Below are 15,840 nucleotides of genomic sequence, written 5' to 3'. Positions count from 1 at the left end.
TCTCCTCTTGAGGCCTCAGCCGTTGAACCGGCCGCCTGTTTGTTTGCAGCTTCGCTTTGAGTGTGATTGTTAGCCTATCCGAAAGCCGTGCGCTTACAAGCTAGTGCGATTCTGCCCAATTGAGGCTTTGACTGAACTTTCGGAAACGCTACTAAGCCCGTTGTCCGGCTTGAGAATTCCGGCCGCTGTTGGGGCCGACCATCGAAACATGGAATGAGGTTTTGAATCAGGAGCTTCGCATCCTGATTCAAAACCTTCAGAAGTTGAATCAGCTTCCGAACTCGAATCAGAAAGCGACGCGAGAAATGTCCGGGTCTGGGACCGATAAAACCAAGTCTGGTTTGGACTTAGCTGGACCTGTTGTGATCCTTGTCGAGCCACAGCTCGGCGAGAATATCGGCATGGCCGCGCGAGCGATGGGCAACTTCGCTCTTTCCCGTTTAAGAATCGTGAATCCGCGCGACGGCTGGCCGAACATCGCGGCGCAACGCGCTGCGGCGGGTGCCGACCAGATTCTGGAACGCGCCGAATTGTTCGAGACCGTCGAGCAGGCGGTCGCGGATCTGACGCTGTTGTTTGCGACCACCGCCCGCGCTCACGACCAGGCCAAGCCGGTGGTCGCACCATCAGATGCCGCGGCCGAGATTGTCGCTCATGTTGCCAACGGGGTCGCTGGCGGAGTCGGCATCATGTTCGGCCGCGAGCGCTACGGACTCCAGAACGAGGAGGTGGCACTCGCCAACCGGATCATCACCTTCCCGGTCAACCCCGGTTTCGCCTCCCTCAATCTGGCGCAGGCGGTGCTCTTGATCGGCTACGAGTGGTTCAAGCTGTCGACCGGCGGGGCGCTGCCTTTCGCGATGCCCGAACGGTCCGAGCCGGCGTCCCAGCACCAGATGCAGGCCTTCTTCGACAACCTCGTCCGGGAGCTCGACCGGGTCGAGTTCCTGCGCCCGCCCGAGAAGCGCGAGACCATGCTGGTCAACATGCGCAACATCTTCACCCGGATGGACCCGACCAAGCAGGACATGCACACCCTCCACGGGGTTGTCATGGCGATCGCCGAGGGGCGCAAGGGTCCGGCCAAGGGCGGCGTGCTCGACGGCGAACAGGCGACCCGGTTGCGCGCCCTGCTGGCTGAGCATGGCCAGGCCGCTTCGCCGTCGGACAGCGGCGGAACCGTCCGCGGGCTGGCCCGGTTGCTGCGCCGCAACCCGACCGACGCCGAGCGGATGCTGTGGCAGGCGCTGACCCGCGACCGCCGCTTCGCCGGCCAGTTCAAACGCCAGACCCCGATCGGCCGCCACATCCCGGACTTCGTCTCCTTCGTGCACCGGATCGCGATCGAGCTGGTCAACCCGTCAGAGTCTGAGTCGATCGTCGCCGACCGCGCCGCTCGGCGGAGCTGGCTCGAGGCGCGCGACTACCGGGTGGTCGAGATGCGGGTGGCGGATGTGGAGCGGGACCTGGAGGCCGAACTCGGGCGGCTGGAGGCGAGCCTTCGGCAGGCGGGCTAATGATCCCGGACCGGGGGTCCAGCAACAAAAATCGCGAAAACAACCCCATGCAAAGATAGGACGGGTGGAGCGGAAGCGGCACCCCCGCGACACCTGCCATGCAACGACGAGTTGTGGCGCGGGCGTGAGCCCAAGTAATATGTTCAGGGGAGTGTTGGGGGATGACGTGACGAAACAAGGTTGGGGCGCGTTCGCTGCTGCGACGTTGATGATGTTGATGGGTGCGTCGCCTGCGTCGATTTCGACTGCGCTGGCACAATCCCAACTGGCGACGAAGTGCCACGCCACTGGAAACATCAGCCTGGACGATCGGATCGCGGGTTGCACGGCCGTGATAGAAATGGCAACGGCTGCGGTGCAAAGTGCGATGGCGCGCCTTCGACGCGCCGGGTTTTATCTGCAGAAGGGTGAGGTGGACCGGGCGATCGCTGACTACGATCAGATCATCGAACGCGATCCGAATAATCTGAATGCCCGTCTTGCCAGAGCATCTGTATACAGCCAGAAGCGCGACCTGGACGCAGCGTTCGCCGATTACACGAAGGCCGTCGAACTTAATCCAAAAGAGGTTTACGGATATCTGGGACGGGCTGGCGCCTACCTGGCCAAGGGAGACATTGACGGCGCGATCGCCGACTATGGCCGCGTCCTTCAGCTTCATCCCGAAAATTTCACCGCATTTGTCAACCGTGCCTACGCCTACACTCTCAAGGACGAGCCGGACCGCGCCACGGCCGACTGCAATCGTGCGATTGCGATCAGCCCGGAACACCACATCGGACGATATTGCCGCGGCCAAGCTTACATGACCAACGGCAACGTTGACCTTGCATTGGCCGATTTCAATCAGGCCATCCAGCTCAATCCAAGGGATGCCCGGTCCTATGCTTTCCGTGCCAACGTCCTTGGCGCCCGAGGCGACCTCGAACAAGCGCTGTCCAGTATCAAGCAGGCAATCGAACTTGCCCCGAACGATTTCCATCCCCATCGCTGGAGAGGGGTCATCCACTTTCAGGCCGGGATGTTGTCGGAAGCCTTCGATGATCTCGGCCGAGCGTACCAGCTCAATCAGAAGGATCCCTATACGCAGCTGTGGCTTGATCTCGTGCGACAGAAGAGCGGCCAACCGAGCCAGCTTGATGAGACCGTCAGGCACCTAGACATGTCGCGATGGCCGGCTCCGATCGTCCGTCTGTTTCTGGGCGAGATGGAGCCGGAGGCTGTACTTGCAGCCGCGGACGACGCCAAGGCTCGGAAAAAAAGAGAACAGGTCTGCGAAGCAAACTTCTATTCGGGCGAATTGGCACTGCTGCGAGGGGCGAGAGAAGAGGCCAAGCGGCTTTTCCAGTTCGCCGCCGCTGAATGCCCTAAGGACTTCATTGAGTGGCAAGCCGCCCACGCCGAGCTCAAAGCAATCGGGACGGCCCCGTGACTGGTGCTCAACTTACCCGCAATCTAGACCGCCACTAGCTGGTGCCGCCAGGCCGGAGGATTATCTCGCGAGCTTCAAGATCAGGAAGTCATCGTAAACGCCGCGGGCCTTGCCCGCGGAGCCGAAATCCCGAGCGCCTTCATGCGCGAGGCCAGCGTGGTCGGCTTGAGGTCCAGCATCGCGGCGGCGCCGCCTGCGCCGAACACCTTGCCGTTGCTGGCGGCAAGGGCGGCGAGAATGTTGGCGCGCTCGTGATCGCGCATTTCGGCTGACGTCATGACGGCCGGCCGCACGTCGCTCTTCTGGCGGCTGGCGCTGGCCGGTGAATGCGCGCCGACATTATCCGGCAGATCGATCCGCAACCGTCCGTTCTGCGAAAGGATCGCCGCGCGCTCGATCACGTTCTGCAGTTCGCGGACATTGCCGGGCCAGTCGTAACGCTGCAGCCGCCGCGCGTCGCCTTCCGACAGCCGCAGATCGGACTTCAGCTCGTTGCTCTCGCTCATCAGAAAATGCTGGGCCAGCAGCGGAATGTCTTCGCGGCGGTCGCGCAGCGGCACCGATTCCACCGGAAACACGTTGAGCCGGAAATACAGATCCTCGCGAAACCGGCCGCGCTGCACTTCCTGCTTCAGGTTCCGGTTGGTGGCGGCGATCACGCGCACATCGACGGTGCGGGTGCGCTCCTCGCCGACGCGCTCGAAATTACCCTCCTGCAGCACGCGCAGCAGCTTGCCTTGCAGCTCCAGCGGGATTTCGCCGACCTCGTCGAGAAACAGCGTGCCGCCATCGGCGAGCTCGAACCGGCCAATGCGGTCGCGCACCGCGCCGGTGAAGGCGCCTTTGACGTGCCCGAAGAATTCGCTCTCGAACAATTCGCGCGGGATCGCCGCGCAATTGACGCGGATCAGCGGCCGGTCGCGGCGGGTGCTCGCCTCATGAATGGCGCGCGCGATCAGTTCCTTGCCGGTGCCGGACTCGCCGGTGATCATGACGGCGGCGGTGGTCGGTGCGACCAGTTTGACCTGGCGCAGCGTCTTCTGGATCGCTTCGCTCTGGCCGATGATGCCGCGCGGGTTGGTCTCGATCCGGATTTCTTCTTGCAGATAGGCGTTTTCCAGCTCCAGCCGCTCGCGCAGCCGGTCGACTTCGGCAAGCGCGGCGTGCAGTTTTTCGTCCGCCTCGCGGCGGTGGCTGACGTCGCGAAACACGATCACGGCGCCCACCACCGTGCCGCGGTCGCGGATCGGCGTCGATGTGTACTCGACCCAGACAGGCGAGCCGTTCTTGCGCCAGAACACCTCACCATCGACGTTGTGGATCGCGCCGTCGCGGAACGCCGCATAGATCGGACAATCCTCATCGGGGTAATGACTGCCGTCGTGATGGCTGTGGTGGACGATCGGATGAATGGCCTTGCCGACCAGTTCCTCGGCGCTCCACCCCAGCATCCTTTCTGCGGCCGGATTGACGAAGGTGGTCTTGCCCTCGGCATTGACGCCGTAGATGCCTTCGCCGGCGGCGCGCAGGATCAACTGGTTCTCGCGCTCGATGTCCTGGAACACGCGTTCGACGCGCTGCCAGGCGGCGAGCCCGCCGCGCATGTGGTCCTCGGCGGTGGCGTCGACATAGCGGCGGCGGCGCTGTTCGAGGTCGCTCATCGTGAGCAGGATCAGCGCGCGTCCATCATGCGGCACCATCGATCCCGTATATTCCAGCCGCAGCTTCTGGCTGGTGGCGTGGCGCGGCGTCAGCGCGTTGGTCCAGTAGGCGCCCTTGTCGAGCACGGCCTGGCTGAACACGATCAGCGCAGGCACTTGTCCGGCATGCAGCGCGCTGAATTTGGTTTCCCGCAGCAGCGTGCGGTCGTAGCCGAGCAGGGTGCAGGCGGCGGGATTGGCATCGATGATCTCGTCGCTGTCGGGGTCGAGCAGCAGTGTCGGCTCGACCAGATAGTCGAAGGTGAGGGTACGCAGATCAGAATCGCGCGGCGTCGCGGCATGCAAATGCGGCGTCGTTTCCATGCTTACAAACTCCGAAAATTCGTAATTTGACTACGAATTTTCGTGTATCACGAATTCTCGTAACCATCAACAATCCAGCTAAATAGCTGCATTAATTCGGCAAACGCGACCGGATAGGGCTGGCACACTCCTTGCGTAAATGACCTCAGCGTCACGCAGGAGGTTTCATGTCCACGTTCGACAATCCGTTCGATCCCGCCCGCCGACTCCATGCCCAGGGTTGCAGCTGCGGCAGGCACGTTAGCGATGCCGAACATGACGCCGACCCCCAGTCTGCGCTGCAGCCGACGGTGGCGGCTTCCGACGAGGCGCGGTTTGAGAACGTGGTCGCATCCGCCGTGATGCGCGCGATGTTTCCGCAGGATGTGGCGCGCCGCGCCTTCCTGAAGTCGGTGGGTGCGGCGACCGCCGCTGCCGCGCTGTCGCAATTCTTCCCGCTGAAGACCGCGACCGAGGCTTTCGCCCAGGGCGGGCCGCTGGAAAAGAAGGACCTCAAGGTCGGCTTCATTCCGATCACCTGCGCGACGCCGATCATCATGGCAGCGCCGATGGGGTTTTATTCCAAGAACGGCCTCAACGTCGAAGTCATCAAGACCGCCGGCTGGGCCGTCATCCGCGACAAGACCATCAACAAGGAATATGACGCAGCCCACATGCTGTCGCCGATGCCGCTCGCGATCACCATGGGCGTCGGCTCCAACCCGCTGCCCTACACCATGCCGGCGGTCGAGAACATCAACGGCCAGGCGATCACGCTCGCGGTCAAACACAAGGACAAGCGCGATCCGAAGACCTGGAAGGGCTTTAAGTTCGCCGTCCCGTTCGACTACTCCATGCACAATTACCTGCTGCGCTATTATCTCGCCGAGCACGGCATCGACCCGGATGCCGACGTGCAGATCCGCGCCGTGCCGCCGCCGGAAATGGTCGCCAACCTGCGCGCCGACAATATCGACGGCTTCCTCGGCCCCGATCCGATGAACCAGCGCGCGGTCTATGACGGCGTCGGCTTCATCCACATCCTGACCAAGGATATCTGGGAGGGGCATCCCTGCTGCGCCTTTGCCGCATCGAAGGAATTCATCACCTCGATGCCGAACACCTATAGCGCGCTGCTCAAATCGATCATCGAGGCCACCGCGTTTGCGCACAAGGCCGAGAACCGCAAGCAGATCGCGGAGGCCATCGCACCCGCGAATTATTTGAACCAGCCGCAGATCGTGCTGGAGCAGATTCTCACCGGCACGTTTGCTGATGGCCTCGGCAATGTCGTCAAGCAGCCGAACCGTGTCGATTTCGATCCGTTCCCGTGGCAGTCCTTTGCGATCTGGATCATGACGCAGATGAAGCGTTGGGGGCAGCTCAAGGGCGACGTCGACTATGCCGGCATCGCCGCGCAGGTCTATCTCGCCACCGACGCCGCAAGGCTGATGAAAGAGGCGGGGCTGACGCCGCCGACCACCACCACCAAGAGTTTTTCGGTGATGGGCAAGACCTTCGATCCGGCTAAGCCCGAGGATTACCTCGCCAGCTTCAAGATCAGGAAGGCGAGCTGATGGCGGGGGTGCAACTACATTTGCCGCTGTCGTCCCGGCGAAGGCCGGGACCCATACGCCGTGTCGTCTGGATTGGGCGTGATGTCAGCGACCTTCTTTCATTATTACCGCCGCGGAGTATGGGTCCCGGCGTTCGCCGGGACGACGTGCTGAGAGGTCTTGCCCGATGACCTCCTCCTTGCGTCTCCGCGCGGCGATCGTGTCGATCGCGCTGTTCGCCGCGTTCCTCGGCATCTGGCACATTTCGACGCGCGGCACCGGCACCGTCGCCAACATGACGCCGGAATATGCCAAGCTGATGGGCCTGACCGCGACCGCCGGCAAGTCGGCGATGCCGGGACCGCTCGATGTCGGCGCGAAGCTGTGGGAGCATCTGAAGAGCCCGTTCTACGATAACGGGCCGAACGACAAGGGCCTCGGTATACAGCTCGGCTATTCCATCGCCCGCGTCGCCCTTGGATATTTCCTGGCTGTGATCGTCGCGATACCGCTCGGCTTCCTGATCGGGATGTCGCCGCTGTTCAGCAAGGCGCTCGACCCGTTCATCCAGGTGCTGAAGCCGATCTCGCCGCTGGCCTGGATGCCGCTCGCGCTCTACACCATCAAGGATTCCAGCATTTCCGCGATCTTCGTGATCTTCATTTGCTCGGTATGGCCGATGCTGCTCAACACCAGCTTTGGCGTCGCCGCCGTGCGCAAGGAATGGATCAACGTCGCCCGCACGCTCGAAGTCGGGACTGTGCGCCGCGCCTTCACGGTGATCCTGCCGGCGGCGGCCCCGACCATTCTCACGGGCATGCGGATCTCGATCGGTATCGCCTGGCTCGTGATCGTCGCGGCCGAGATGCTGGTTGGCGGCACCGGCATCGGCTACTTCGTCTGGAACGAGTGGAACAACCTCTCGATCACCAACGTCATCATCGCCATCCTGCTGATCGGCATCGTCGGCATGCTGCTCGACCAGATCCTTGCGCGGTTTACGCGCATGGTCACGTTCCCGGAGTAGAGCGATGACCGACAAATTCATCTCGATCGAAGGTATCGCGCGGCGTTATCCCGGCGCCGATGGCGGCCAGATCAGCGTGTTCGAGGATCTCTGGCTGTCGATGGCGCGCGGCGAGTTCGGCTGCGTGATCGGACATTCCGGCTGCGGCAAGACCACGGTGCTCAACATCCTCGCCGGCCTCGACGAGCCCAGCGAAGGCGCCGTCATCGTCGACGGGCAGGCGATCGAAGGCACCAGCCTCGACCGCGCCGTGATCTTCCAGAGCCACGCGCTGCTGCCGTGGCGCACGGTGCTCGGCAATGTCTCCTATGCCGTCACCTCGAAATGGCGCGACTGGGACCGCGCCAAAGTGAAGGCGCATGCGCAGAAGTTCATCGATCTGGTCGGGTTGACCGGCTCCGAGCACAAGCGCCCGTCGGAATTGTCTGGCGGCATGAAGCAGCGTGTCGGCATCGCGCGGGCGCTTTCGATCACGCCAAAAATCATGCTGATGGACGAGCCGTTCTCGGCGCTCGATGCGCTGACGCGCGGTACGCTGCAGGACGAGGTGCGCCGCATCTGCCTGGAGACCGGGCAGACCGCGTTCATGATCACGCATGACGTGGATGAAGCAATCTATCTCGCCGACAAGATTTTCCTGATGACCAACGGCCCGGGCGCGGTGCTGGCGGAAATCGTGGAAAATCCGCTGCCCAAGGACCGCGGCCGCATCGATCTGCACCGCCATCCCTATTACTACGCGCTGCGCAACCACATCGTCGATTTCCTGGTCAGCCGCAGCAAGACCTTTGCGGCCACTGTAACCAACCACGATCCGCGCAACGTGCCGATCGTGCGGCCGGGCTTGAGCGAACCTACCATCGTTGCCTCGCCGAAAATGATCGAGACCGATTCACCGCAGACGATCGCGCGCTAACATTCACCAGGAGACGAGACATGAAACGCGAAGACCTCACCGAAAAGCTGCTCGACATCAAGCGCGAGAAGGGCTGGAGCTGGAAGCACATCTGCGAACAGATCGGCGGCTACTCCGAGGTGCTGATCGTCGGCGCCATCCTCGGCCAGATGAAGCTGACAAAACCGCAGGCGGCGAACGCGGCTGAATTGTTCGGCCTTTCGAAATCCGAGACCGCGATGTTGAACGAGGTGCCGATGCGCGGCACCGGCACGCCGATGCCGCCGACCGATCCCTTGATCTATCGCTTCTACGAAATGGTGCTGGTCAACGGCCCGGCGTGGAAGGCGTTGATCGAGGAGGAATTCGGCGACGGCATCATGTCGGCGATCGACTTCGACATGGCGATGGAGCGCGTCGCCAATCCCAAGGGCGACCGCGTCAAGATCACGATGTCCGGAAAATTCCTGCCGTACAAATATTACGGCGCCAGCGGCAATGTGCCCGAATATGGCTTCAAGGAGGGGTAAGGGAACGGAGGACCTCATGGTGAGGAGCGCGCTCTTGCGCGCGTCTCGAACCATGAGCTGGTAGGCTCACCCTTCGAGACGCGGCGAAGACGCCGCTCCTCAGGGTGAGGACCTGTCCTCGTGGCCTGCACCTTGGTCGCGCCATCCCCTAAACCGCCGCGAACGCCGCCCTCACTTCCTTGATCGGCGCCATCTCGCGCACATAGGTGAATGCGCCCTGATCCTTCATTTCGCGGGCGCATTTCAGGAAAGCGGCGAGCGCCACCCGCGCCATCGCGCCGCCGACGCTGATGCGCTTGACGCCGGCGGCGGCAATCTGCGGCACGGTCAATGTCGGATCGGCAAAACCCATCACCAGGTTGAAGGGTTTTCCGACCGACGATACGACCGTGCGGATGGTGTCGATGTCGTGCACGCCGGGCGAATACAGCACGTCGGCGCCGGCGGCTTCGAACGCCTGCAAGCGCTTGATAGTGTCGTCGAGATCGTTGCGGCCGTGCAGCAGGTTCTCGGCCCGCGCCGTCAATGTGAACGGGAAAGGCAGCGCGCGGGCGGCCTCGACCGCCGCATGCACCCGCTCGACGGCGAGCGCGAAATCGTAGATCGGCCGCGTGGGATCGCCGGTTGAATCCTCGATCGAGCCGCCGACCACGCCGGCTTCGGCCGCGCGCGCAATGGCCTTGGCGGCGGTCTTCGGATCATCCGCGCCGCAATTCTCCAGATCCGCATTGACGGGCAGGTCGGTCGCGTCGGCAATGGCGCGGCAATTGTCGATAATGGCATCGAGGCTGACGGTGGCGCTGCCGAGCGTGTTGGCAAGCCCGAGGCTCGTGGTCGCAAGCGCCTCAAAACCCATCGCGGCGAGCAGCTTGGCGGTGCCGGCGTCCCATGGATTGGGGATGATGAAGGCGCCGGGCCGCGCGTGCAGGGCGCGGAACAGTTCGGCTTTTTCCATCTGGCTGCGCATCGCTCGTTTCCCTCAATTGGTTGGTTCGCGGCCAAACATAGGGGGCTTCCGCCCATCAGCCTAACTTGTTATTCCTCTTCATATCATCAGCTTTTTGCATGGACCGGAAATGGACAGCGATGCGCTCAGCACTTTCCTGACGGTTCACCGCCGCGGTGGAATCTCGAGCGCCGCCAAGGCGCTGCACCGTTCGCAGCCGGCGATATCCCGGCGTATCGCGCTCCTGGAGCAGGAACTCGGCGTGCCCTTGTTCGAGCGGATCGCGGGACGGACGATGCTGAGCGATGCGGGGCGGGTGATGGTGCCGTATGCCGAGCGCGCGGTCGCCGCCGCGCAGGATGCGGTGCGCGCACTGGCGCGGCCGGATTCGGGGCCGGTCGCACTCGCCGTGGTCGGCACGCTGGCGGGCGGCAGGCTGTCCGAAATCCTCAAGCGGTTTGCCGCCGAACATCCCGGTGTCGAATTGACTTTACGCACCGCGACCAGCGCGGAGGTCAGCGACCTGATCCGGCGCGGCGAGGCGACCATCGGGCTGCGCTACGATCGCGACGGCTCGCGCGATCTCGATTGCGAATTGCTGCAAGCCGAACGGCTGCAGGTCGTGTGCGCCGCCGATCACCCGCGTGCTGGCGGCCGGGTCGCGAAACTGGCCGATTTGCGCGGCGAACGCTGGATCGCGTTTCCGGTACTGCCGCGGCGGCGCGAGATCACGGCGTCACATGTGTTTGCGCTGTTTCAAACCCATGGCTTGGGGGAGGTCGGCTGGACGCCGGTCGACAGCCTCACCGCGCAGAAACGTCTGGTCGAAGCCGGCCTTGGCATCGCATTGCTCTCGGAGAGCAACGCTGCCGAAGAACTGAAATACGGCTCGATCGCGACCATCCGCGTCGGGGATCTCAAGGCAAGCCAGGACGTCGTGACGGTGACCCGCCGCGGCGGCTTCCTCAGCGCGGCGTCGCGGCGGTTCTTGGAGATTGTCCGGGCGGAATATGGCCGAGCGAAAGCGCCGAAGCGGTAACCGCACAGTCATTCCGGGATGGTCCGTTAGGACCAGACCCGGAATCTCGAGATTCCGGGTTCGCGCTACGCGCGCCCCGGAATGACACTGCGTGTCACGTTCCCGCCTTCACCTGGGCGACGGCGGTTGCCATCAACTCGTCCATCTTGGCGCGGATTTCCTGCTCGGTGAGGGCGACGCCCTTGGCCTTGATATCGGCCATCACCTTGCGAAGGACGTCGGAATCGCCGGCTTCCTCGAAATCGGCGGCGACCACTTCCTTGGCGTAGGCGGTGGCGGCGTCGCCGGTAATTCCGAGCTTTTCTGCGACCCAGGTTCCGAGCAGCCGGTTGCGGCGCGCCTCGGCCTTGAACTTCTGGTCTGCATCGAGAGCGAATTTCTTCTCGAAACCTTCTTCGCGCTTGTCGAAAGTGCTCATTTTTGAGTTCCAATCCCTGCCAGATGCACGCGGGGGCCGCGTTGTGGCGGCCCCGTCGCCTACCTAGATAGAGGGGGCGAATCGGCAAAACAACGGGCCGTTAAGCCGCAGTCTACAGGTATAAGTTGGGCCCAATTGGGCCGTGTCGATTGTGCTGGATAGGCCAATCGGATAGGTTGCCAACAGGCTTGGTTCTTGTTCTGTTTCCAGATGGTTAAGATCAGGTTCCTGGCCTTCACGGCAGCTCCGTCGTGGTCGTAAACCCTTGTCATCCGGAGCACACCAAATTCATGGATTTCAACAAAACACGGTACATCCCTATGAGCCGTCGACGCCGCATTTATGAAGGCAAGGCCAAGGTCCTGTATGAAGGCCCGGAGCCGGGAACCCTGATCCAGCACTTCAAGGACGATGCGACCGCGTTCAATGCCAAGAAACACCAGGTGATCGAGGGCAAGGGTGTCCTCAACAACCGGATTTCGGAGTACCTGTTTCAGCACCTCAACGACATCGGGGTGCCGACCCATTTCATCCGCCGCCTCAACATGCGCGAGCAGCTGATTCGCGAGGTCGAGATCGTGCCGCTGGAGGTGGTGGTGCGGAACGTGGCGGCGGGATCGCTGTCGCAGCGCCTCGGCATCGAGGAAGGCACCCAGCTGCCGCGCTCGATCATCGAGTTTTATTACAAGAACGACCAGCTCAACGATCCGATGGTCTCCGAAGAGCACATCACCGCGTTCGGCTGGGCGACGCCGCAGGAAATCGACGACATCATGGCGCTCGCCATCCGCGTCAACGACTTCCTGACCGGGCTGTTTCTGGGCATCGGCATCCGTCTGGTCGATTTCAAGATGGAATGTGGCCGCCTGTTCGAGAACGAAATGATGCGGATCATCGTCGCCGACGAGATTTCGCCCGACTCATGCCGGCTGTGGGACATCAAGTCGAACGAGAAGCTCGACAAGGATCGTTTCCGCAGGGATCTCGGTGGTCTCCTGGAGGCCTATACCGAGGTCGCGAAGCGTCTGGGCATTCTGATGGAGAACGAGCGTCCGGCCGGCACAGGCCCGGTGCTGGTGAAGAGCTGAGGCTGATCCCGTGAAAGCACGTGTTACCGTTACCTTGAAGTCCGGCATTCTCGATCCGCAGGGCAAGGCCATCGAAGGCGCGCTGAAATCGCTCGGCGTCGACGGTGTCGCCAGCGTCCGTCAGGGCAAGGTGTTCGACATCGAACTGTCAGGCTCGGACAAGGCCAAGGCCGAGGCGGCGTTGAAAGACGCCGCTGACAAGCTGCTGGCGAACACCGTGATCGAGAACTACCGGGTCGAACTGCTCTAGGCGCTAGCAATGAAATCAGCCGTTCTCGTCTTTCCTGGCATCAATCGCGAGCGCGACATGGCGCGGGCGCTCAAACTCGCATCGGGCAATGAGGCCGTGATGGTCTGGCATGCCGAGACTGCGCTGCCCAAGGGCACCGATCTCGTGGTGGTGCCCGGCGGATTTTCCTACGGCGACTATCTGCGCTGCGGCGCGATTGCGGCGCGTGCGCCTGTCATGGACGCGGTGCGGGATTTTGCGGCTAGTGGCGGCCTCGTGCTCGGCGTCTGCAACGGTTTTCAGATCCTCTGCGAAGCCGGCCTTCTGCCGGGCGTGCTGATGCGCAATTCGCGGCTGAAATTCATCTGCAAGGATGTGCACCTGCGCGTCGAACGCTCCGATACGCCGTTTACGCGCGGCTACAATGCCGGCCAGGTCATCCGGGTGCCGGTGGCGCATGGCGAAGGCAATTACGAGGCCGATGAAGAGACGGTCAAGCGCCTCGAAGGCGAGGGGCGGGTGCTCTATCGCTATTGCTCGGCCGAGGGGGTCGTCGACGAGAGTTCCAACATCAATGGTGCCGCGGAATCGATCGCCGGCATCGTCAGCGAGCGCGGCAATGTGCTCGGCATGATGCCGCATCCGGAAAACCACGTCGAGGACATCATGGGCTGCACCGACGGTCGTGGCCTGTTCGCCGGCCTCGTCGCGCATCTGGAAAAAGCGGCGTGAGTTCTCTTGCGGTGAAACTGGCCGCGGCGCTTTTGACGCTGTCGTTCGCCACCGCCGCCCACGCGCAGGATTACCCAAAACGTCCCGTCACCATGATCGTGCCGTTCGCGGCCGGCGGCACTTCGGACGTGATTGCGCGCGTGGTCGCCGAGGAGATGGCGAAATCGCTCGGACAGCCGATCGTGATCGAGAATATCGTAGGCGCCGGCGGCTCGATCGCGCTGGCGCGGGCGGCGCGTGCTGAGGCCGATGGTTACGCCATCGCGATCGGCAATGCCGGCACCAGCGCTGCGACCTATACGATCTATCCGAAACTGTCGTTCACGCCGGACTCCTTCGTGCCGATCGCGATGGTGGCGAAGACCTTCGGCATCGTCGCGCTGCGCAAGGATTTTCCGGCCAAGAATCTTCAGGAATTCATCGCCTTTGCTAAGAAAAATCCCGGCAAGATCAATCTCGGACATGCCGGCGTCGGCTCGTCGAATTTCCTGATCTGCAAGAGCTTTGTGCAGGCCGCCGGCATCGATGTCACGCTGGTCGGCTATCGTGGCGCGGCGCCCGCGCTGACGGATGCGATCGGCGGCCAGATCGATGGCGTCTGCGATGCCGCGGCGTCCGTGTCGCAGGCGATCGACGACAAGCTCGTCAAGGCAATGGTGGTCGGCTCGACGGTGCGGCTCGCGACCTTGCCGGAGCTGCCGACGTCCGCGGAAGCGGGGCTTCCCGAATTCGAGGCGCAAGGCTGGAACGGCCTGTTCGCCCCAAAAGGCACGCCGCCGGCGATCATCGCGAAATTGAACGCGGCGGCGAAGAGCGCGGTGGAGAGCGATGCCGTCAAAAAGCGCTTTCACGATCTCTCGACCGTTGCGCCCGACGCCAATGAGCATACCCCCGAAGTGCTGCAGCAACTCGTGACGCGCGACGTCGAGAAGTACCGCAAGCTGCTGGAAGAGAAGAAATAGGCGGCCATCCCCTTCGACGTTCCGTCAAGGTTGCCGGGCCTTCGATCTGCCGCGCAGCCGGTCGATCCACTTGCCATAGCGATCGCCGGGAATGGTCATCGCGGCGACGCCGGCCATGACCAGTATCAGTCCAAGCGCGAGGTTCGCCGGCACGGATTCACCGAGCAGCAGCACCGAAAGACCGACGCCGATCGGTATGCGCAGATAACCTTGCGCGTTGGTGGTGAGGGTGCCGAGCCGGCTCAGGCACATGTAAAACAGCATCAGCCCGAACGCGCTCGAGAAGATGCCCATTGCGAGGGTCGCCGCCAAAGCTTCCGCCGTCGGCTGCAAGGTCCAGGGGTGATCGACGATCAGCGATGCCGGCAGCAGCACGAAGCCGCCGAACAGCAGTGAGCCCGCCGCCACCACCATCGGATCGTAATCGGTCAGCCGCAATCCGAAGATGGTGGCGCAGGCAAAGGAGAGGGTGGCGACGAGGATGACGATTTCGGCGAACACGTCCTTGCTAAGGCCGCCGAGCGCGTCGAGCCCGATGATCGCGGCCGTTCCGGCGAGGCCGAGGATGGCGCCAACCAGCTTCAACAGCGTCGCCGGCTCGTGCCGGGTGATGCCCCAGGTGATGAGGAAGGCAAAAATAGGCGTCGTCGAGGCCAGCACCACGGCGCTCGACGCCGGCACATATTGCTGCGCCCAGGTGATCATCAAAAACGGGATGGTCGAGTTGATGCTCTGCTGGAAGGCGAACAGCTTCCAGGCCTTGGCATCGATCGGGAGACGCAATCCGCGCGCGTACAGGATGACGAGAAGGAATGCGGCCGCGATCAGCGAACGGGCCGAGATGAAGGTGATCGGCGGGATCGAGCCGAGGCCGATCTTGGTCAGCGGATACGTCGAACTCCAGCAGCACGCTAGCGCCAGCAGCAAGGCATAATCGCGCCAGCTGTGCTTCCCCGAGGGAATGCTAGGTGGCAACGGCGCCTGCGTCCGTCGGCGGCTTCCGCTTCACCCGCTTGATGGTGCCGGAAAAGGTGAACAGCGACCGCCCGCCCGATTTCAGCACCCCGCGCAGGAAGATCAGGGAGCCGCCGGCGCGGGTGATCTCGCCCTCGCACTCGATCAGTTCGCCTTCGCGTGCCGCATCGAGGAATTCGCAGCCAAAAGCTACCGTCACGCCCGGCCCCTGCAGTACCGGCGAGGCCAGCGCGAACAGGCAGTAATCCGCAAACGTCATGAAGCAGCCGCCATGGACGTTGTTCATGCCGTTGAGGTGCTTTTTCTCGACCCGGAACGCGCTGCGGACCCGGCCGTCTTCCTCGACCCGGTGCCAGAACGGGCCGTTATGGGTCTCGAAACTGTCGCGGGTCCAGGTGCGCCAGCCGGCGAATTCGCCCTCGGTTTCGACGTGGATATCGGGACGCTGACGGACGGCGGGCTTGGTGAGTTCGTTCACGGAATCTGGCCTT

The 15,840-nt window shown here is 62.9% G+C and carries 16 protein-coding genes; 11 read left to right on the top strand and 5 right to left on the bottom strand.

The genetic code is table 11. The features are described 5' to 3' along the window. Positions 1-305 precede the first annotated feature (305 nt). Together JQ641_RS13050 and JQ641_RS13045 are read left to right on the top strand one after the other, a co-directional pair. Positions 306-1,517 carry a TrmJ/YjtD family RNA methyltransferase gene (locus tag JQ641_RS13050; protein WP_211996419.1) on the top strand — a complete coding sequence of 404 codons (1,212 nt, stop codon included), beginning with the start codon at positions 306-308 and terminating at the stop codon, positions 1,515-1,517. Between the two features lie 166 nt (positions 1,518-1,683). Then, entirely contained in the window at positions 1,684-2,949 is a 1,266-nt protein-coding gene (locus JQ641_RS13045; RefSeq protein ID WP_349628548.1) for a tetratricopeptide repeat protein, read from the top strand. A gap of 80 nt (positions 2,950-3,029) precedes the next feature. Here JQ641_RS13045 and JQ641_RS13040 read toward each other — a convergent pair whose 3' ends face one another. Further along, positions 3,030-4,973: a sigma 54-interacting transcriptional regulator gene (locus JQ641_RS13040; RefSeq protein ID WP_211996352.1), complete on the bottom strand. Its 1,944-nt coding sequence runs from the start codon at positions 4,971-4,973 to the stop codon at positions 3,030-3,032. A 167-nt stretch (positions 4,974-5,140) separates the two neighbouring features. Between JQ641_RS13040 and JQ641_RS13035 the strand changes: the two genes are divergently transcribed. From JQ641_RS13035 to cynS, 4 genes are all read left to right on the top strand, one after another. Then, positions 5,141-6,529 (top strand): CmpA/NrtA family ABC transporter substrate-binding protein, encoded by a 1,389-nt coding sequence (locus tag JQ641_RS13035; RefSeq protein ID WP_211996351.1) that lies wholly within the window; start codon positions 5,141-5,143, stop codon positions 6,527-6,529. Between the two features lie 166 nt (positions 6,530-6,695). Further along, on the top strand, positions 6,696-7,535 hold the full coding sequence (gene ntrB, locus JQ641_RS13030; protein WP_211996350.1) for a nitrate ABC transporter permease: 840 nt from the start codon (positions 6,696-6,698) through the stop codon (positions 7,533-7,535). A 4-nt stretch (positions 7,536-7,539) separates the two neighbouring features. Next, positions 7,540-8,451 (top strand): ABC transporter ATP-binding protein, encoded by a 912-nt coding sequence (locus JQ641_RS13025; RefSeq protein ID WP_211996349.1) that lies wholly within the window; start codon positions 7,540-7,542, stop codon positions 8,449-8,451. Positions 8,452-8,471: 20 nt separating this feature from the next. Beyond that, the gene (cynS, locus tag JQ641_RS13020) at positions 8,472-8,960 is read left to right on the top strand and encodes a cyanase (protein ID WP_192734174.1); all 489 of its coding nucleotides are present in this window, start codon (positions 8,472-8,474) and stop codon (positions 8,958-8,960) included. Positions 8,961-9,108: 148 nt separating this feature from the next. On the opposite strand, the gene JQ641_RS13015 is transcribed toward cynS, so the two are convergent. Then, complete coding sequence (locus tag JQ641_RS13015) at positions 9,109-9,927, bottom strand: isocitrate lyase/PEP mutase family protein (protein ID WP_211996348.1); 819 nt, start codon at positions 9,925-9,927, stop codon at positions 9,109-9,111. A gap of 109 nt (positions 9,928-10,036) precedes the next feature. Here JQ641_RS13015 and JQ641_RS13010 point away from each other — a divergent pair, with 109 nt between their 5' ends. Then, on the top strand, positions 10,037-10,945 hold the full coding sequence (locus JQ641_RS13010) for a LysR family transcriptional regulator (protein WP_211996347.1): 909 nt from the start codon (positions 10,037-10,039) through the stop codon (positions 10,943-10,945). Positions 10,946-11,039: 94 nt separating this feature from the next. Here the strand turns inward: JQ641_RS13010 and JQ641_RS13005 are convergent, their stop codons facing one another. After that, positions 11,040-11,363, bottom strand: a complete 324-nt coding sequence (locus JQ641_RS13005) for a DUF1476 domain-containing protein (protein ID WP_211996346.1) — start codon at positions 11,361-11,363, stop codon at positions 11,040-11,042. Between the two features lie 320 nt (positions 11,364-11,683). Here JQ641_RS13005 and purC point away from each other — a divergent pair, with 320 nt between their 5' ends. Genes purC through JQ641_RS12985 form a run of 4 tightly spaced genes read left to right on the top strand, consistent with a single transcriptional unit; the run spans position 11,684 to position 14,374 of the window. Then, entirely contained in the window at positions 11,684-12,451 is a 768-nt protein-coding gene (purC, locus tag JQ641_RS13000) for a phosphoribosylaminoimidazolesuccinocarboxamide synthase (protein WP_171708996.1), read from the top strand. A 10-nt stretch (positions 12,452-12,461) separates the two neighbouring features. Then, positions 12,462-12,701 carry a phosphoribosylformylglycinamidine synthase subunit PurS gene (gene purS / locus JQ641_RS12995; protein ID WP_028349990.1) on the top strand — a complete coding sequence of 80 codons (240 nt, stop codon included), beginning with the start codon at positions 12,462-12,464 and terminating at the stop codon, positions 12,699-12,701. Positions 12,702-12,710: 9 nt separating this feature from the next. Further along, entirely contained in the window at positions 12,711-13,412 is a 702-nt protein-coding gene (purQ, locus tag JQ641_RS12990) for a phosphoribosylformylglycinamidine synthase subunit PurQ (protein ID WP_211996345.1), read from the top strand. Next, a complete protein-coding gene (locus JQ641_RS12985) occupies positions 13,409-14,374 on the top strand; it encodes a tripartite tricarboxylate transporter substrate-binding protein (protein ID WP_211996344.1) in 966 nt (321 codons plus the stop codon). The genes purQ and JQ641_RS12985 overlap by 4 nt, the downstream gene beginning before the upstream one ends. A 24-nt stretch (positions 14,375-14,398) precedes the next feature. On the opposite strand, the gene JQ641_RS12980 is transcribed toward JQ641_RS12985, so the two are convergent. Further along, positions 14,399-15,349 (bottom strand): DMT family transporter, encoded by a 951-nt coding sequence (locus JQ641_RS12980; protein WP_249150383.1) that lies wholly within the window; start codon positions 15,347-15,349, stop codon positions 14,399-14,401. After that, complete coding sequence (locus tag JQ641_RS12975; protein ID WP_211996343.1) at positions 15,339-15,827, bottom strand: PaaI family thioesterase; 489 nt, start codon at positions 15,825-15,827, stop codon at positions 15,339-15,341. Before JQ641_RS12975 ends, JQ641_RS12980 begins: the two co-directional genes overlap by 11 nt. Between the last annotated feature and the right edge of the window lie 13 nt (positions 15,828-15,840).

Origin of the sequence: Bradyrhizobium sp. JYMT SZCCT0180 (assembly GCF_018130165.1) — a bacterium.
Lineage (GTDB): Bacteria > Pseudomonadota > Alphaproteobacteria > Rhizobiales > Xanthobacteraceae > Bradyrhizobium.
The sequence above is the reverse complement of the archived record's forward strand: the minus strand, read 5'-3'. Positions and strand labels throughout refer to the sequence as shown.